Here is an 18,518-nt window from a genome sequence, read left to right on the forward strand (position 1 = left end):
ATACAGTAATGGACTACCCCTCAGACCCGCTCTACGGGCCGTCTCCTCTGACAAGAGGCTCCAGAGGCAACCCCGACATGCGCCGAGGGGCGGCGGAACGCCGGTTCCAACCGCCCCTCGACACCGAATGCGTATAGACGTATAGGTAGTGAGTATAAATCGATCACGCCTTGATGCCGTAGGCGCGGCGGGCGTTGTTCGCGAAGAAGTCCTCGTCCTCGCCGAACGTGTCCAGCATGAGCTGGAAGTGCTCGGCGAAGGTCGAGTTGAGCTCCACGACCGGCCAGTTGGAGCTGTACAGCACCTTCTTCGGGCCGAACGTGTCGCGCACGTACTTGACGATGTCCGGGTCGACCGGGTTGTCGCCGGAGACCTTGATGTAGGAGTTCGGCAGTTCGGCCAGGGAGGCGAGCGCGGCCTTCGTGTCGTCGTCGAGTCCCGGCGCGTTGCCGAGGTGGTCGACGATCAGCGTGAGCTGCGGCACCTGGGCGAACGCCTTGGCCATGTCGGGCAGTTCGGCGCCGCGGTTGCACAGCTCGAACGGCAGTCCCTTGCCGGCCATCGCCTCAAGCCCTTCGATGAACGAGGGTTCGAGGCAGCGGCCGCGCGGCTCGGAGTCGACATGCAACGGCTCGCGGATGCCGTCGGCGTTGATCGGCACGCGCATCCACGGGCTGACGCGCCCCTGCAGCATGCGCTTCAATATCTTCGGCGAGGGGTTCTCGGCCAGCAGCCGGTCCTCGAGCTCGTGGTCGGCCGCGTCGACCTCCACGTACACGCCGCCGAGGAAGTCGACGCCGAACTTCGCGTATTCGGCCTCGAGGTCCTCGACCGTGTACCGGTGCTGGAGGGTGGGCAGTCCGGCGAGCCACGGCAGGTCCTGCGCAGCCGGGTCCCAGATGTGGAAGTGCGAATCGATTACCGCAAGTGTCATCTCACGCCTCCTTCAGGCCGATCTTGGAGCCCCAGAACGCGTACCATGCGACGTACAGGAAGCCGGGCACGGTGACGAGCATCGCGATCTCGATGCCGGCGGCGTCCTGGATCACGCCGAGCAGCAGCGGGATGAGCGCGGCGCCGACGATGCTCATGACGAGCGCCGAGGAACCGGTCTTCGCGGCGGAGCCCTTGATGCCCTTGAGCGTCAGGGAGAAGATCGTCGGGTAGCCGATCGAGATGAACAGGTAGGCGACGAGGAACGCGATGACCGACGCCTTGCCGAGTCCGAGGAACACGACGAACATGAGCACGGCGGAGATCGTCATGTACGTGCCGAGGATCTTGGCCGGATCGAACTTGGCCATGAGCGGCGTGGTCACGAATCGTCCGATCGTGAACAGCAGGGACAGCACGGAGAGCATCGTCGCGGCCATGCCGGCGGTGATGCCGGCGCCCCAGTGCTTGAGCGCGTAGGCGGAGAAGACCGCCATGCCGGCGACCTGCAGGCCGATGAAGATGAACTCGGCGAGCACGCCCAGCGCGAAGTACGGGCGCTTGAGCAGGCCGAAGAACGACGAGTCGCCGGAGCCGGAGGCGCCGCCGGACGCGGCCTCCTCCTCGTCGCCCGGGGGCGTGGGCAGCTTGAACAGCGCGAACACGGCGAGCACGACGACCAGCACGATGCCGATCACGATGTAGACCATGCGCGTGTCGCCGAGGAACTGCGTCTTCGCCGCCTCGAAGCCGGATTCGCCGGGGGCGATCGTGGTGCCGAAGATCTGGCCGAGGATCAGCGGGCCGACGATGTTGCCGACGCCATTGAAGCTCTGCGCCATGTTGAGTCGGAACGACTCGCCCTTCTCGTCGCCGAGCTTGGTGATGTACGGGTTGCAGTTGGTCTCCAGCGAGGCCGCGCCAAGCGCGATGACGAACATCGCGAACAGGAACAGGCCGTAGCTGGCCATGTTGGTGGCCGGGATGACCACGAACGCGCCGAGCGCGAACAGGAACAGGCCGGAGATCACGCCGCCCTTGTAGCCGAATTTCCTCGCGATGAGGCCGGCGGGGATGGCCATCACGAAGTAGGCGCCGTAGTAGGCGACCTGCAGGAGCGCGGCCTCGGTGCTGCTCAACTCCATGTAGTTGGCGAACGGCGAGTTGAGCGCGTTCACCAGGTTCATCGTCAGTCCCCAGATGAAGAAGAGGGACGTGACCAGCACGATGGCGATCGTCGCCTTCGAGCCGGTGGTGTTCTTGGATGTCATCGTTGACCCCTTATGTACATGTATGTCCTGTGATTCATGATTCCGCCCGATCCGTCGAATCCGGGCGACCCGGCGGATCGGCGTTTCCGAAGTTCCGCCACTCAGCTCAGGGCGCGGTCGAGGTGGACGTAGCCGCCGTCGACGAACACCCACTGGCCGGTGGTGTGGCTGGAGCGGTCGGACAGGAGGAACGCGGCCTCGTTGCCGATCTCCTCGGGGGTGGTCATGCGGTGCTCCAGCGGGATCTTGTCGGTGATGAGCGACAGGCGCGCCTGCTGCGCCGCCTCGTCGCCGAAGGTCTTGATCCAGTTGGCGTACAGCGGGGTCCAGCATTCGGAGACGACGATCGCGTTGACGCGCACGCGGTCGGCGACCAGAGCGGCGGCCCACTCGCGGGTGAGGCCGAGGATCGCGCCCTTGGCGGCGGCGTAGGCGCTGGTCTTGCCCTGACCGGTCAGCGCGGTCTTCGAGGTGATGTTCACGATCGAGCCGTGGCTCTCCTTGAGGTACGCGACGGCGGCGTGGACCAGCTCGTAGTAGTGGGTCAGGTTGCCGTGGATCGACTTCTCGAACTCCTCCCAGCTGGTGGTCTCAAGGTCCTTGTTGTCGTTCTTGCCCGCGTTGTTGACGATGCCGTCGATGTGGCCGTACTTCTTGTAGGTCTCCTCGACGATCGGGGCGATCTTGTCGGTCTCGTTGAGGTCGAGCAGGTGGATGTCGTACGTCGTCGTGTACTGTTCGATGTCCTTCTTGAACTCCTCGAGCGCGTCGTCCGAGCGGTTGATGACCACCGGGATGGCGCCCTCCTGCGCCAGCTGCAGGGTGATGCCCTTGCCGATGCCCTTGAAGCCGCCGGTGATGATGATGACCTTGCCTTCGAGATGCAGATCCATGGGAACTCCTTCGTCCATCCTTATTCTGCGTTTCATGGGGATTCATGAACGCCCGTCCGGGGCTGCGGCGCCCCGGACGGAGTTGTTGGTTGTTTGGCTGTGACTGTGTGATTGGTCTGTTCGGTTATGTTCAGTTATGGATATTCAGTTATCGATATTCAGTTATGGAGCATCGGTGTGCGGCACGGTCCGCGAGCGAGTCGCGAACGGCCCGCGGACGACTCACGGGCGGTACAGGTACTTCTCCGCAGTCTCGAGCGTCATCTCGGTGCCGTTGCCCGGCGCGAGCGGCGCGACGTAGTTGCCGTTCCTGATCTCGGTCGGGTGAACGAAATGTTCGTGCTGATTGTCGACATATTCGATCATGCGACCGTCCATCGTGCCGGAGACGGAAACGTAGTCGAACATCGCGAAGTGGCACACGGCCTCGCACAGGCCCACGCCGCCCGCGTGCGGGCAGACGGGCTTGTTGAACTTCTTCGCCATCAGGTATTCGAGGACGATCTCCTGCGGACCGGCGACGCGGGTGGCGTCGATCTGCATGATGCCGAACGCGTTGGCCTGCAGGTACTGCTTGTAGAGGATGCGGCTCTGCATCTGCTCGCCGGTGGCGACCGGGATCGGGTTGATCGCGCGGGCGATCGTCGCATGGCCGATCACGTCGTCCGGGCTGGTCGGCTCCTCGACCCACGCGAGGTCGAACTCGTGGAACCTGTTGATCCATTCGATGGCGGTGGGCACGTCCCACACCTGGTTCGCGTCGACGGCGAGGCGCACGTCCGGGCCGATCGCCTCGCGCGCCTTGGCGAGGCGACGCAGATCGTCGTCGATGTTGTGGCCGACCTTGAGCTTGATCTGCTTGAACCCCTTGACTTCGGTCTCCTCCTTGGCGAGCGCGACCATCTTCTCGTCGGAGTAGCCGAGCCATCCGGCGGCGGTCGAGTAGCCGGGGTAGCCGACCTCCTTCAGGTGGGCGATGCGCTCGGCCTTGCCCTTCTGACCCTCCCGAAGGATCTCGATGGCCTCTCTGGGGGTCAGGGCGTCGGTCAGGTAGCGGAAGTCGAGCGTGGAGACGAGCTCCTCGGGTTCCATTTCGGACAGCAGCAGCCACAGCGGCTTGCCGGCGCGCTTGGACTTGATGTCCCACAGCGCGGAGAGCACGGCGCCGATGGCCATGTGCTCGACGCCCTTCTCGGGGCCGAGCCAGCGCAGCTGGGAGTCGTGGACGAACAGGTCCCACGCGATGCGCATGTTGTCGAGCAGCTCCTCCACGTTGCGGCCGATCAGCACCTGCGACATCGATTCGATGGCCTTGCACACCACGTCGTTGCCACGTCCGATGGTGAAAACGAAGCCGACGCCCTTGATGCCGTCGTCGGCGGAGGTGGAGATCTCGACGTACGCGGAGGAATAGTCCGGGTCCGGGTTCATCGCGTCCGAGCCGGACAGGGTGGTCGATGTGGGGAACCGGAAATCGTAGGTCTTGACTTGGGTGATCGTGCTCATGACTGTTGTGGCTCCTTTGCCTTGCGTGATGCAGTGGTTCTCAGCATAGTCGCCGACCAAGAAAAATGCAACGCATATCACGAAATTTTTCCTCCGATTTTTATCGATTTGGGGGAAACGGCGAAAAACCGCGAACCGTTGCGCCATAATGAGGAAGAGGAGAAAACCTGCCGAGCCCGAGGATGACGGCATCGCATCATGGGCGCGGCGTCGACGATCGAACACGACTACCGTATGCGGACCTACCGCATACGATGAACGATATGAACAAGGAGGGAATCATGGACAACGACGCCCGGAACGACTCCCCCGCACACAGCACCGGCGAGCACGACTCGCAAAGGCTCAAGGTCGGCGATCTGGCGCGCCTCGCCGGCGTGTCCGCATCGACTGTATCCAAGGTGATCAACGGCCGAGCCGGAGTCTCCGACGAGACCCGGCGCCGGGTCGAGCGGCTGCTGAGCGAGCACGGCTATTCGAGGCCGCTGGTGAGCACGAAGCTCTCCCCGACCATCGAGCTGGTCGTCGAGTACATCGAGCACAACGGCACGATGGAGCTCATCAAGCACGCCTCGTACTGGGCGCAGCAGGCGGGCCTCGCGATCACCGTGACGCAGACGAATCACGGCGAGGCCACCGAGGAATGTTTCCGAGGGATCATCGACCGCAATCCGCAGGGTGTGATCATGCAGCAGATGGGCGGGCTCACCACCCACGCGAAATCGTTGCTCCGGTCACGGGATATTCCGGTCGTCGTCATCGATCCGATCGATGCGATCGACATGGACGTGATGAGCGTGACCATCGACAACTGGACCGCCGGTTATCAGGCCGGACGGCATCTGATCGCGCTCGGACACCGCCGCATCGCCGTGATCCGGGGGCCGAGCGGCGCGCAGAGCGGCCTTGCGCGCTACAGCGGGTTTCAGGCGGCGCTCGCGCAGTCGGGCGTCGAGCTGCCGGACGGATACGTCAGGCAGGGCGACTACTTCCCCGCCGAGACCAGCTACCGGTCGGCGTGCGAGCTGATGGAGCTGGGCGACGCCGGCGCCCCGGACGGCGCCCTGCCCCGCCCCACCGCGATCTTCTGCTGCAACGACCTGTCCGCGGTGAGCGCCTACCGCGCCGCACGCGAGCACGGACTGTACCTGCCCGACGACCTGTCGGTGATGGGCTTCGACGACATCTTCCCCGCCGAATACCTGACGCCGTCGCTGACCAGCGTCCACCAGCCGTTCAGCGAGATCGCCCAGCGCGCGGTCAGGATGATCGTCGACGTGCGTGAGGGACACGAGACCGACCCGCATGTGATCCTGCCGACCCGCGTGGTGCAGCGCGAAAGCACGGTGCCGCCCCGCGGGCGCTGAACATCATTCGCCGAGGTAGGCGGCGGCCAGGGACTTCAGGCGCGCCTCGAAGCGCGGCCAGTCGGTCTTCATCGCGGTCAGGAGCTTGAGATCGGAGACGCAGCCGATGGGCATCCACGCGATCTCCTTGCTCTCGTCGTCGTTCGCGTGCGGCAGGACGGACCGGCCCGGCCGCTCGAACGCGAAGACCGTGGTGTAGGCCCACGGACCGTGGTCCTCGCGGTAGGAGCCGACCACCTCGATGTCCTCGGGGGTGATGTTCGCCTCCTCGTAGCTTTCGCGCAGCGCCCCCTCGATCGGCGACTCGCCGTCGGCGGTGGCGCCGCCCGGGATGCCCCACGTACCGCCCTCGGCCGACCACGACGCGCGATGCTGCATGACGACATGCGTCACCTCGCCGGTGCGCGGGTCGCGCCGGGCCAGCAGGATGCCGGACGCGCCGTTCGTGCCCCAGTGCTTGCGGCCGCACGCGCAGTCGATCCAGCCGTCGCCCGGCTGATGCACGTTCTCCTTCGGCGGCAGCTCCTTGCCGTCGGCGCCCAGCACGCCCGGCTCGCTCTCGCCGCGCACCACGTTCCACAGATCGGTCCATTCGACGCCGAGCTCGCCCGTCAGGCGGCGCAGCAGCGGCAGGCTGATGCCGATGACGCCGTGCGGATCACCCTCGATCGACTCGATGAACGCGCCGCCGAAGCCCTCGAGCGTGAACGATCCCGCCACCTCGAGCGGCTCGCCGGTGGCGATATACCGTTCGATGTCCTTGTCGGAGAACTCGGCGAAATGGACGATCGCCCGGCTCGCGCCGCGCGCCACGCGCCCGGAGGCGAAGTCGACGACGCAGTGGCCGGTCCACAGCTCGCCGGTCGCCCCGCTCATGCGGCGTAGGCGTTCGCGCGCCACGTCGGCGCTGTGCGGCTTGCCGTAGCATTCACCGTCCATGAGGAACATCGAATCGCAGCCGATGATGAGCGGGCCGACCTCGGCGCGCGTCAGGCCCGGCTGCAACGCGACGACGTTGGAGATCGGCTCGGTGACGGTCGGGATGTCGACGCCGGAGAAGTCGCGCGTCGTGGCGATCGTGTCCTTCGAATAGTCGATCGACTCCGGGGCGACGGACGCGGCGGCGGACGATCCGGCGGAAGCGGACGATCCGGCGGCCCCGCGCGCCTCATCCTCGGCGATGACCTCCTCGGCGCGCAGCGGGTAGGCGATGACGCGCTCGCCGGTCGCGGCGGCGGCCGTCGCGGCGACCTCGCGGTAGGCGCGGTAGACGGCGTCGGCCTTCGCGCCGGCGAGGACCGTCACACGCTGCCCGACACTCAGATCATCGACCGTGACGCCATGCTCACGCGCGAAGTCCTCGAGCGCGGCCGGCTCGTCGACGTGCGAGACGCGGATCGTCGGGCACACGCCGGCCGAGTACAGCACGTCGCGACGCGGGCGGGATTTGGAGGCCAGAATCACGGGAACGGACATACACCCTCCTGACGTAGGTTCACCGCACTACCAGCGGTTCATTCAGCGGTTCTACCAGCATTGTATGGATTGGCGCGGGCATTGCGTCCCGTACGACCCGGCCGTCGACCAAGCCACCAACCAAGCCACCGCACCAGCCACTCCCGACACGCCCGGGCGGGATTCGCCGCAACGATGCGCCGCCCGCACACGTATATACCTGTGAACGCAACGACAAGGAATCCCGGAGGCGATGATGGGCTGGTTCACGGCGCGCAAGGACGACGCGACCGACCGCGCCGCGATCGACCGCCGTCTGATTCGCGCGATCGTACGGCACGGCTCGCGCACCGCGGCCGACCAGCTGGTCCGCGCGTATTTCGACGACGTGCTCGCCTTCGTCTGGCGTATGACCGGCGACCGCGAGCGCGCGTTCGATCTGACTCAGGAGGCGATGATCGCCGCGTTGCGCTCGCTTGCCGGATACGACCCCGACAAGGCGTCGCTGCGCACATGGCTGTATGCCATCGCCTCGCACAAGGTGATCGACGCACGCCGCGCGAATCGAATCGTCATCGCACCGATGCCGTTGGACGAGACGGTTGGCGGCGATGATCCGATCCACGCCCGCGACCCGGCCGACATCCAGACCGACGTCGACCTGCTCGCCCGCATCGACGCCTTTGTGGGCCGGTTCGATGCCGGCACGCAGGAGATCTTCCATCTGCACACGGCCGCGGACCTCACGTTCCCGCAGATCGCGCAGGCCCGCGGCGAACGCACCGAGGCCGTGAAGGCCCGGTACTACCGACTGATCCAAGCGATTCGAAAGGAGTTCGGCGATGAACGCACGAACTGATCGCACTACTGATCGCAAGGCGGACGGCCTATCCGCCGACGACGGCCCCGACGCCATGGAATCGCGAATCCTGCGGGCGATGGCCACGCGGGCGAATGCGCCGCGCCCCGGAGGCATCGTCGACTCGTCGACTCGGCGCGAGCGGGCGATCGCCGCCGTGGTCGAAGCGGGCGTGCCGAAACGTGTCACCTTATGGTCGACGCTGGCTAAAGCGCGCGGTTCGCTGCGGTTGCGCGACCTGTTCTTCGGCGCATGGGATTGCGTGGCCGTCGCCCTCGTGATGACCGCGACCGTCTGGATGATTCCGCTGCTGCAACTGCTGACGGACGCCCAGCATGTGCTCGCCCATCCCGGCACCGTCTACGCGATGGCGTTCCTGACCGCGCCGTTCCTGTACGGGGCCACGCATCTGCTCGTGCGGTTCAAGGAACATGAAAGCCGCACCGACGAGCTGCTGCGCACGATGCGCTGGTCGTTCACCCGGCTGTGCGCGCTGCGCATGCTGGTGACGGGCGCGGCCGCGGCCACGCTCATCGTGGGCTACGCCGCGATCGTCGGCGCGGTGTACACGCAGCTGGGTCCCGCGGAAGGCGGTGTCGGCGGGATTATCGTTCCGGCCGCGCGACTGTCGCTTGTCACGCTACTCGGCGTGGCCTTCAGCGCACTGTTCGTGTTCGGCATCGTCCAGCTCGCGGCGGATGCGCACGTCCGCTGGCCCGGATCGATGCTCGTGATACCGCCCCTGTGGGTGGCGTTGTGCGTGATACTGCTGGTCTGGAACGACTCCCTGGCGCCGCTGCTGTCCAACCTGCCGCCGATGGTCGCGCTGGTCACCGCCGTGGCGACGGGCGCGGCGTATTTCACCGCGATGGCACGGTTCGCGCGATCGGAACCGGTCAGAACGCAAATCGCGTAACAACGCAAGGCACATATCCTCGGCGTGCCTCTTCTTCCTTGGCCCATACCCGCCCCTTCATCCCGTTACCCCACCGATTCACCGCTCCCGAAAGGACCCCGCAATGCTCACCGTTGACAACGTATCCAAGAAACTGTCCGGCAAAACCATCCTGCACGACATCAACCTCGAGTTCGACCATGGCGTCTACGGCCTGCTGGCGCCGAACGGCGCGGGCAAGACCACGCTGATGAAGCTCCTGACTACGTTGTTGTTCCCCGATTCCGGCTCGATCCGACTAGACGGCGAGGACATCGTGGCGCTCGGCGAGCGCTATCGCGGCCAGGTTGGGTATCTGCCGCAGGACTTCGGCTATTACCCCGGTTACACGCCCCGCCGGTTCCTGCGCTACATCGCCGCGTTGCAGGGCATGCCCCGGCGCGGATCGGACGAGCGCATCGACGCGATGCTCGCCATGGTGGGTCTCTCCGATGACGCCGACAAGCGGATGCGCACGTTCTCGGGCGGCATGATCCAGCGCGTCGGCATCGCGCAGGCGCTCGTGCACGACCCGCGCATCCTGATCCTCGACGAGCCGACCGCCGGACTCGATCCGAAGGAGCGCGTGCGATTCCGCAACATCATCCACTCGCTCGCCGCCGATCGCATCGTGATCCTCTCCACCCACATCGTCTCCGATCTGGAGACGATCGCAGGCCATATCGTCATGCTGCGCGACGGCACGGTGTACGCGGACGCCTCCCCCGCCGACCTCTGCGCGTCGCTGGCGGGCAGGATCTACGAAGTGCCGGCCGGCACGCCGCTCGCCGACGACCAGCGTCTGCTGTCCGAGGTGCAGTATGGCGGCGTGACGCGGCTGCGCATCTACTCGGAGCGTCCCGTCGCCGGTGCCGCCGACACGGCCTCCCCCACGGCGGCAGGCCCCGCAGTCGGCCCCGTGACAGGCCCGATCATGGTCGCGCCGAATCTCGAGGACGCGTTCCTCGTCATCTACGGAGGCTGACATGGCCGCATCCCCTCACCCGCTGAGATTCACCGGCGGCGAGCTCGCCAAGATCGCACGGCTGCCACTCGTCTGGGCGATCATCGTCCTGTGCGCGCTGGTGAATCTGCTGATGGCCGCGACGGCGCCGGCGAACACCGTCGCCCGATACAACTATGCGAGCGCCGTCGCCGTGACCATCGGCGGGACGGTCGGCCCCGACTTCGACCGGGAGCTCACGCACGCCACCGCCGTCAATGCGAGGATTCCCGAGGAATCCACGATGACCGCGGACGAGCTGCACCGACAGCTGACCGCGGTCACGCGCGGCGCCACGAACACGCTCGCCGCCTACGACACGGCGTCCACGCGCGACGCGATGCTCGCGCAGGTCGCCGGCGATCCTGTGGCCATGTGGCTGATGCGCCACAAGTACGACGCCTACGCCGCGCGCGTGGCCCATCTGGCGGCCACCGGCGCGGCATTGGATCTGGCGGCCGGCTCGGCCACCGATCCGACGCTGCTCCATTGGTCAAGCATGACCGGATACCTGTTCTTCGAGACGTGCGCGTTGGCCGTGCTGCTCATGGCGTTGGCGCTCGGCTACGAACGCACGGCGGGCACCGAGCAGCTCATGACGGCCACGCGCATCGGACGGCGACTGGTCGCGCCGAAGATCGCGGCGGGCCTGATCGCCTCGACAATCGCGTACCTGACACTCGTGGCGGCGATCGTCGCGCCGTATCTCATGGTGTTCGACGTGCGCGGCGTATGGGGCGCGAGCGTGGCGAGCCAGTTCAACACGGTGTTCGGGCAACGACCGTTCGTCACCTGGTGGGATCTGACCATCGGACAGTACCTGTTCGTACGGCTGGCGCTGGGTCTGGCAATCACACTGTGCTTCGCGCTGTTCACGGCGACGCTCGGGCTACTGGTGCGCAACACGTTCGTGGTGGCGGGATGCGTGGGTGTCACCGTGCTGCTGGTCATCGGCGCGGTGGGCGCCGCGCATGCGACAGGGTCGCCGTGGATCGCGTGGATCGGCGGGTTCAACCCGGTGGGCGTGCTGCTGCTGCGCGAACAGTGGTTCACCGAACTCGGCTTGGATGCGCCCACCGCCTTCTGGGAGACCGGCGTGACCGCCTGCTCGCTCGTATATCTCACGGCCGCATTGGCTGCGGCCCGACGGGCGTTCGACCACAGGGATCTGGTCTCCTGAACCGCCATCATCACCTGCAAGACCACACTCACAACACTCGCAACACTCGCAAAAGGAGTCATCATGACATTGTTCGCCGCGGAAATGCGCAAAATCTGGCGCCCGCTTCCCATACTGATCCTTCTCGCCATGGGCGCGCTGTGGACGTTCGTCGGCATCATGCCCGCCTATCAGGCCTTTACGGAAACCGAACGCAGCGTGGGCTTCACGGCTCTCGATCTGACCAGCGAGCGCCGGCTTATCAACCGCTACGGCCCGCTCACCGACCAGACCACCATCGAGAGGATGAAGGCCGACATCCCGCGTCTGGAGCGGCAGGCCACACACGACATCCAAGCGCACCCGGCCGAGGCGAAGACGCTCGGCATCACCGATTTCACAGGATACGAACGATGGTATGACTCAATCGCCGATGGGACGTTCTACCCCACAGACACACCCAATACGCCCGTCGCCGGCAGGACCTCGACCGGGGCGCGCACGGCCGAAAGCGCGGCCATCGACGCCGCCAGACGGGCGAAGGACCCGACCGCGCACATGACCGAGGAGCAGCAACGCGCGATGAACGAGGCGGACCGCGTCATCACCCAGGATTCCGAGGCGTTGCAGGATCTGTACGGCATCTCCCTCATCATCGGGAGCTTCCCCATCACGCAGGCCGACGCGCAGCGCAATCTGACGAACTCGGTGGAGATGCTGCGTTCCACCGCCGACACCGACAAACCGGTCACGCCGTTGCAGCGGCAGTCCGCGCACGACTATCAGGCGGAGACGGCGAACGGCTGGGGTGGCGAGACCGCCGGCGGATGCGCCGCCATGGACGCCACCGGCGAAGGCTGCAATCCGGAGGACGCCACGCTCGGCTCGCAGTCGTACCGTGTGCCCGGCACCATGCCGGGCGCCGTGACCGGGCGGCTGGCCCGTTACGCCGCGGATCCCGGCCGGTCCAGCTACATCCAGTACTCCATCGTGGAGGACACATGGGCGTACGCCTTCACGGTCGCGGCCTTCGCGGTGATCGCCTCCGCCGCGCTCACCGTACCGGTGATGGTGCGTGACCGGGGCCGCCGCATGACCCAGCTGCAGTGGGCGTCACGTTCCGGACGGGCCGGACAGCGTGTGCGCGTGGCGGCCGTGGCGGTCAGTTCGCTGATCATCGGCGTGGGTTCACTGGCCGCGTTCGGCGTGCCATTGGCGGTGATGCTGCGTGACTTCCTGACCGTACCGGTGCTGAACCTCAACTCGAACGCGTCTATCGCCGGCATCTCGTTCGAGATGCCCTTCGGCGTGCCGATCGTGCCGTGGGCGTACTGGACGTTCGGGCAATATCTGGCGATCATCGGCGCGACGATCGTGGCGCTGACCGTGGCCGTGACGATGCTGGGCGCATGGCTGTGCCGTTCCACGCGCTCGATCATCCGCATGCTGCTGGTGATGGTGCCGTTGCTGGCGCTGGTGTTGCTGCCGGCACGGATCATCTACTTCCCGAACATGTTCCTGATGGGCAATTGGCTGACGAACCGTCTCACCGTGCCCGGTCTCGAGGCATGGCTGCCGCTCGCCGCGCTGCTGTTGGCCGCGTTGGCGTGGGCCGTCTCGCTGCGACGACTGCGCCAACGCGAACTGCTGCGGTGAACGGCGGCCTGGCTACCGCCCATTCACTATCGCCGCTACCGACGCTATCGCCGTTCGATCTCGACGCCGGTGGTGTTGATCGGCAGGTGCAAGGCCCTCCAATGCCCGGAGGCGAGCTGGGATGCGGCGACCTCGTCGATCGCGGCGCGGGCGTCGCCGTAGTGCAGCACAAGCACGCACGGGCCGGCGCCGGAGACGGCGGCCGCGTAGCCCTTGGAGCGGAACAGCTCGATCAGCTCGGTCGACGGCGGCATCAGGCTCCCGCGATACGGCTGGTGGAGACGGTCCTGCGTGGCGGTGAACAGCAGCGCGTTGGCCTGCGCGGCGGCCGTGGCGAACGCGGCCGGGCTGACGGCGGTGCTTACGCCCGCAGCGCCGGTTCCCGCCGCGCCGACACCCGCACCCAGCGACTCGGCACCGCCCTGCGCCGCGGCCTGCGCGAGCACGACCGGGTTCATCGCCGCGGGCAGAAGCCCGACGCGCGAGACGTTGTAGACGGCGTCCTTGTGCAGGATCTCCTTGGGCAGCGCCTGACGCGCCTTCTCGGTGGACAGCTCGTAGTCGGGCACGAACACGGCCGCGGTGATCGCCGGGTCGACCGGGTAGTTGATCGTGTGGAAGCCGCCGTGCAGCGGCTCGCCGCCGGGGATGGCGACCGAGCCGACGCCCTCGGCGGTCGTGAAGTCCCACGAGACGGTCAAGCCGCCGAACACGGCCGGCGCGACGTTGTCCGGGTGACCTTCGATGACCGCGGCCATGTCGAAGATGGCCGCGCGGTTGAGCTCACCTGGCTGCGCGAACGCGGCCGCCGCCGCGATGCCGGCGACGATCGCCTCGGCGGACGAGCCCATGCCGCGCGCCTGCGGGATGTTGTTCGTCGCCTCGAGCGTGAAGCCGAGACGGCCGAGGCCGAGCGTGGCGCACGCGCGGCGGAACGTGGAGACGACCAGATGCGTCTCGTCGCGCGGGAGCGTGTCCTCGCCCTCGCCGTGGATGATCACACGCGCGACGCCATCGGACGGATCGTCGTTGAGCGTGAAGGTGAGCTCGTCGTGGTAGTCGAGCGCGAGGCCGACCGTGTCGAAGCCGGAGCCGAGGTTCGCGCTCGTCGCGGGCACGCGGACATGGACGCTGGTGCAGATGGGGTTCATGGTCAGTCAGCCGATCCGGAAAGATCAGTCCAGCACGCGCAGGATGGACGGCTGACCGGTGACGAAGTCGAGGGCCTGCACGGCCTTGACCGTCTCGCGCAGCGTGACCTCGTCGGTCAGGTGCGTGACGAGGCGCAGCTGCTGGACCTCGCCGTCATAGCCCGGGGCCTTGAGCGAGGGCTTCAGGTCCTGGTTGACGCCGTTGATCGACACGCCGTTCTTCGCGAACTCGGCGGCGATCGCCGCGAGCACGCCCGGCTTGTCGTGGATGAGGAATCGCACGGCGAACGCGGCCTTGGAGGCGTTGATCGGCGCCTTCTTCAGGTCCTTGTACAGCGGGATGGACGGGCCGGTGCAGCCCGCGGCGATGTGGCGGGCGACCGTCACGACGTCGCCGACGACGGCGGAGGCGGTCGGCGCGCCACCGGCGCCGCGGCCGTAGAACATGAGGTCGTCGGCGGCCTCGGCCTTGACGAAGATCGCGTTGAAGGAGCCGTGCACGCTGGCCAGCGGGTGGCTCTCGGAGATGAGCGCCGGGTAGACGCGCGCGGAGACGCCGGCCTCGCCGTTCTCGACGACGGCGAGCAGCTTGATGACCTTGTGCTCGGCGGTGGCGGCGGCGATGTCGTCGGCGGTGATCGCGGTGATGCCCTCGACCGACACGTCGTCGATGGTGACGGGCGTGTGGAAGCCGAGCGTGGCCATGATCGCGGCCTTGTTCGCCGCGTCGTAGCCCTCGATGTCGCCGGTCGGGTCGGCCTCGGCGTAGCCCTTGGCCTGCGCGTCCTTCAGTACGTCGTCGAACTGGAGGCCCTTGACGGTCATCTCGTCGAGGATGTAGTTGGTGGTGCCGTTGACGATGCCGAGCATGCTCGTCACCTTGTCGCCGACGAGGGATTCGCGAAGCGGGCGCAGGAACGGGATCGCGCCGCCCACGGCCGCTTCGAAGTAGATGTCGACGCCCTTGGCCTCGGCCGCCGCGTAGATCTCCGGGCCGTACTTGGCCAGCAGGGCCTTGTTCGCGGTGACGACGGAGGCGCCGGACTCGATCGCGGCGAGCACGAACGTGCGAGCCACGGTGGTGCCGCCGATCAGCTCGATGACGATGTCGGAGCTCGTGGCCACGCCCATCGTGTCGGTGGTGACGATCGACTGGTCGATCCACGGGAACTTCTCGGTCTCCTTCGGATCGAGGCATGCCACGCCCGTCAGCTCGATCGGACGGCCGATGCGCGCGGCGAGCTCGTCCTTCTGCTCGACGATGAGACGGGCGGTCTGGGAGCCCACGGTGCCGGCGCCCAGCAGGCCGACGCGGATGGGGGTTGCGTTGTCGAAAGCCACGGTGAAATCCTCCTGAAATGTCCTGAAGTCTGGAAAACGATCCCGCGTCCATCCTACGGAACCTTTCCGACACGCCGATTGACAATATCCTTAACGAATATAGCCGCAACTCTCGTCTCCCCGGACCCAAGACGCGCGTAGTGGTCCACGGTTCTAGGCATCCACGTTTCCGACGCATTAACGCATAGTGTCTTAACGAAATGGTTGCCGCGTATGTTGTCGGTAGCGTACGATGGTCATTGAAGCGATGCTGCACACACTCGAGATGCGGCGGTCGGGCCAACGACGGAACGCACGCCGCGAGCAATGACGCAGAAGAAGTACCACATCGCTCGCGAAACCCTCAAGAGGGAGGTTAAGGAAAAATGAAGGCATATGTTCAGCGGCTTGGCCGCGCGCTTATGCTGCCCGTGGCGTGCCTGCCGGCGGCGGCGCTCTTCCTGGGCATCGGATACTGGATCGACCCGAGCGGCTGGGGTGGCGGCAACGTCATCGCCGCCTACCTGTGCAAGACCGGTTCGGCGATCCTCGACAACCTCGGCCTGCTCTTCGCGGTCGGCGTGGCCATCGGCATGGCCCGCGAGCGCGACGGCGCATCGGCGCTCTCCGGCCTCGTCGGCTTCATGACCATCACGACGATCATGGGCTCGGCCTCGATGTTCCTCGGCTTCGACCCCGAGACCGTCGACACCGCGCACCCGGCCTTCGCCGCGGGCGCCATCGGCAACAAGAACGTGTTCTTCGGCATCATGGTCGGCTGCGTGGCCGGAGCCCTGTACAACAAGTTCCACAAGACCAAGCTGCCCGACTTCCTGGCGTTCTTCTCCGGCCGCCGCTGCGTGCCGATCCTGACCGCCGCCGTGATGTCGATCGTCTCGCTGATCCTGCTGTTCGTCTGGCCGCTCATCTACAACGGCCTGGTCGCCTTCGGCGAGTCCATCATGGGTCTGGGCGCCCTCGGCGCGGGCATCTACGCGTTCTTCAACCGACTGCTCATCCCGACCGGCCTGCACCACGCGCTCAACAACGTGTTCTGGTTCAACCTCGCCGGCATCAACGACATCGGCAAGTTCTGGGGCTCCGGAGACGCGGCCAACGGCGCCGTCATCGCCAGCGGCTGGGGCTTCCACCCGTTCGGCACCTACGTGACCGGCATCTACCAGGCCGGCTTCTTCCCGATCATGATGTTCGGCCTGCCGGCGGGCGCGTTCGCGATCTACCGCAACGCCAAGCCGCAGAACAAGAAGGCCGTCGGCTCCCTGATGCTCGCGGGTGGTCTCGCCGCGTTCCTCACCGGTGTGACCGAGCCGCTCGAGTTCTCCTTCATGTTCGCCGCGTTCCCGCTGTACGTCGTGCACGCGTTCCTGACCGCCCTGTCGGTGTTCCTGGCCGCGTCCTTCCAGTGGATCGCCGGATTCAACTTCTCCGCGGGCTTCATCGACTGGTTCCTGTCGCTGCGCGTGCCGGCCGCCAACATGCCATACATGCTCATCGTGCAGGGTCTCGTGTTCGCGGTCATCTACTACTTCGTGTTCGACTTCATGATCAAGAAGTTCGACCTGAAGACCCCGGGCCGCGGTGACGACGACGAGTCCGTCTCCTCCGCCGCGTTCGAGGACGCGCCGGGCGCCGGCGGTGCCGGTGCCGGTGCCGGCGCGAAGGCCGACAAGGACGCCGTGCTCGCCGCGAAGCTCTACGAGCTGCTCGGAGGCAAGGCCAACGTGGTCGACATCGAGAACTGCACCACCCGCCTGCGCATGGGCGTCAACGACACCTCCAAGGTGGACGTGGACGCGATCCGCAAGCTGGTCCCGGGCGTCAAGGTGCTCGACGCGAAGAACATCCAAGTCATCGTCGGCACGCAGGTGCAGGCCGTGTGCGACGCGATGACCGACATCCACAACAGGGCGTGACGCCGCCGCGGGGTTTGGCCCCGCCGATCGTCACGTCTCCCCGATTCCACTGATCGACGATTCCACTGATCGACCGCCCGCCCGTCGACGCACCGTCGCGAGGCGGGCGGTCGTCTGTCGTATCGCCCGCATGCGCGCCGCGCGGCGACGCCGTGCCACGGCCCGGTGCCACGGCCCACGGCCCGGCACCACGTCCCGCCGTCACGCCACGTCCCGACGTCACGGCGACCCGTATCCGCCGCCACCGCATATCCGCATATATAGTTGTCACCAATGGTCGCCGGACCCCAGCGGCCGACGAGACCAGTCACCCAATCAAGGAGGATCACCATGGGATTGTTCTCTGGACTGTTCCACAAGGACGAAGCCGAATCCAAGCCCGCCGAGCCGAAGACGCTCGCCATCGTCGCGCCGGTCGACGGCGCGTACAAGACGATCGAGGAGGTGCCTGACGACACGTTCGCCGCGAAGATCCTCGGCGACGGCTTCGCCGTGGCGCCCACGTCGGGCACGGTCGTCGCGCCGGTCTCCGGCACGGTGACGACCGTCGCCAACGCGAAGCACGCGGTCGGCATCACCACGCCGGGCGGCGTCGAGGTGCTCGTGCACATCGGCGTCGACACGGTCCAGCTCAACGGCGCGCCGTTCGACATGCTCGTCGCCGCCGGCCAGACCATCACCGCCGGCAAGCCGATCGAGCGCGTGGACCTCCAGGCCGTCAAGGACGCCGGCAAGCCCACCGACGTGATCGTCGTGTTCACCAACCCGGCCGCGATCGCCTCGCTCGACCTCGACGCCCCCGAAATCGTCACCGCCGGCCAGCCCGTCGGCTCGATGACGGTGAAGTAGGGGCGCACGGGCCGGGAACGAGCCACAACCGCCTCCCCATAACGGGTGCCTCTCGCGTGGACGCATACAGGCGAGAGGTCCCCGCCATAATGCGACGGATGCCTCTCGCTGGGGAGCTATCAGCAAGAGGTACTCGTCATGACGTAGCGGATATCTCTCATTGAGGCATCATCAGCGAGAGATACCCCGTCCTGATATGACGAATCCGTCTCGCCGGGCAGCCTCCCA

General features: G+C 66.6%; 15 protein-coding genes. 8 read left to right on the forward strand and 7 right to left on the reverse strand.

Annotated elements, in window-relative coordinates:
* Positions 1-163 precede the first annotated feature (163 nt).
* The 4 genes from CSQ85_RS08030 to CSQ85_RS08045 all read right to left on the reverse strand — a co-directional run bounded on the left by CSQ85_RS08030 (position 164) and on the right by CSQ85_RS08045 (position 4,603).
* On the reverse strand, positions 164-934 hold the full coding sequence (locus tag CSQ85_RS08030) for an amidohydrolase family protein (RefSeq protein WP_150383635.1): 771 nt from the start codon (positions 932-934) through the stop codon (positions 164-166).
* Between the two features lies 1 nt (position 935).
* On the reverse strand, positions 936-2,204 hold the full coding sequence (locus CSQ85_RS08035; RefSeq protein WP_150383636.1) for an MFS transporter: 1,269 nt from the start codon (positions 2,202-2,204) through the stop codon (positions 936-938).
* A gap of 101 nt (positions 2,205-2,305) precedes the next feature.
* Positions 2,306-3,097, reverse strand: a complete 792-nt coding sequence (locus CSQ85_RS08040) for an SDR family oxidoreductase (protein ID WP_107041779.1) — start codon at positions 3,095-3,097, stop codon at positions 2,306-2,308.
* A gap of 222 nt (positions 3,098-3,319) precedes the next feature.
* Positions 3,320-4,603 carry an enolase C-terminal domain-like protein gene (locus tag CSQ85_RS08045; protein WP_150383637.1) on the reverse strand — a complete coding sequence of 428 codons (1,284 nt, stop codon included), beginning with the start codon at positions 4,601-4,603 and terminating at the stop codon, positions 3,320-3,322.
* Between the two features lie 281 nt (positions 4,604-4,884).
* Here CSQ85_RS08045 and CSQ85_RS08050 point away from each other — a divergent pair, with 281 nt between their 5' ends.
* Entirely contained in the window at positions 4,885-5,970 is a 1,086-nt protein-coding gene (locus CSQ85_RS08050; protein ID WP_150383733.1) for a LacI family DNA-binding transcriptional regulator, read from the forward strand.
* A gap of 3 nt (positions 5,971-5,973) precedes the next feature.
* Here the strand turns inward: CSQ85_RS08050 and CSQ85_RS08055 are convergent, their stop codons facing one another.
* The gene (locus CSQ85_RS08055) at positions 5,974-7,446 is read right to left on the reverse strand and encodes a Maf family protein (protein ID WP_150383638.1); all 1,473 of its coding nucleotides are present in this window, start codon (positions 7,444-7,446) and stop codon (positions 5,974-5,976) included.
* 232 nt (positions 7,447-7,678) lie between these two features.
* Here CSQ85_RS08055 and CSQ85_RS08060 point away from each other — a divergent pair, with 232 nt between their 5' ends.
* The 5 genes from CSQ85_RS08060 (at position 7,679) to CSQ85_RS08080 (ending at position 13,036) form a co-directional block, all read left to right on the forward strand.
* Positions 7,679-8,284: an RNA polymerase sigma factor gene (locus CSQ85_RS08060; protein WP_150383639.1), complete on the forward strand. Its 606-nt coding sequence runs from the start codon at positions 7,679-7,681 to the stop codon at positions 8,282-8,284.
* A complete protein-coding gene (locus tag CSQ85_RS08065) occupies positions 8,268-9,200 on the forward strand; it encodes a hypothetical protein (RefSeq protein WP_150383640.1) in 933 nt (310 codons plus the stop codon). The genes CSQ85_RS08060 and CSQ85_RS08065 overlap by 17 nt, the downstream gene beginning before the upstream one ends.
* Before the next feature lie 103 nt (positions 9,201-9,303).
* Complete coding sequence (locus CSQ85_RS08070; RefSeq protein WP_150383641.1) at positions 9,304-10,203, forward strand: ATP-binding cassette domain-containing protein; 900 nt, start codon at positions 9,304-9,306, stop codon at positions 10,201-10,203.
* A 1-nt stretch (position 10,204) separates the two neighbouring features.
* Complete coding sequence (locus CSQ85_RS08075) at positions 10,205-11,401, forward strand: hypothetical protein (RefSeq protein ID WP_150383642.1); 1,197 nt, start codon at positions 10,205-10,207, stop codon at positions 11,399-11,401.
* Between the two features lie 63 nt (positions 11,402-11,464).
* Complete coding sequence (locus CSQ85_RS08080) at positions 11,465-13,036, forward strand: hypothetical protein (protein WP_150383643.1); 1,572 nt, start codon at positions 11,465-11,467, stop codon at positions 13,034-13,036.
* A gap of 44 nt (positions 13,037-13,080) precedes the next feature.
* Here CSQ85_RS08080 and CSQ85_RS08085 read toward each other — a convergent pair whose 3' ends face one another.
* Positions 13,081-14,187, reverse strand: a complete 1,107-nt coding sequence (locus tag CSQ85_RS08085; protein ID WP_150383644.1) for a homoserine kinase — start codon at positions 14,185-14,187, stop codon at positions 13,081-13,083.
* A gap of 24 nt (positions 14,188-14,211) precedes the next feature.
* Entirely contained in the window at positions 14,212-15,528 is a 1,317-nt protein-coding gene (locus CSQ85_RS08090) for a homoserine dehydrogenase (RefSeq protein WP_043165815.1), read from the reverse strand.
* A gap of 365 nt (positions 15,529-15,893) precedes the next feature.
* On the opposite strand from CSQ85_RS08090, the gene nagE reads away from it, so the two are divergent.
* Both nagE and CSQ85_RS08100 read left to right on the forward strand, forming a co-directional pair.
* On the forward strand, positions 15,894-17,441 hold the full coding sequence (gene nagE, locus CSQ85_RS08095) for an N-acetylglucosamine-specific PTS transporter subunit IIBC (protein ID WP_150383645.1): 1,548 nt from the start codon (positions 15,894-15,896) through the stop codon (positions 17,439-17,441).
* A gap of 330 nt (positions 17,442-17,771) precedes the next feature.
* The gene (locus tag CSQ85_RS08100; RefSeq protein WP_150383646.1) at positions 17,772-18,290 is read left to right on the forward strand and encodes a PTS sugar transporter subunit IIA; all 519 of its coding nucleotides are present in this window, start codon (positions 17,772-17,774) and stop codon (positions 18,288-18,290) included.
* Positions 18,291-18,518 lie beyond the last annotated feature (228 nt).

It is taken from the genome of Bifidobacterium rousetti, from assembly GCF_008698235.1.
GTDB lineage: Bacteria > Actinomycetota > Actinomycetes > Actinomycetales > Bifidobacteriaceae > Bifidobacterium > Bifidobacterium rousetti.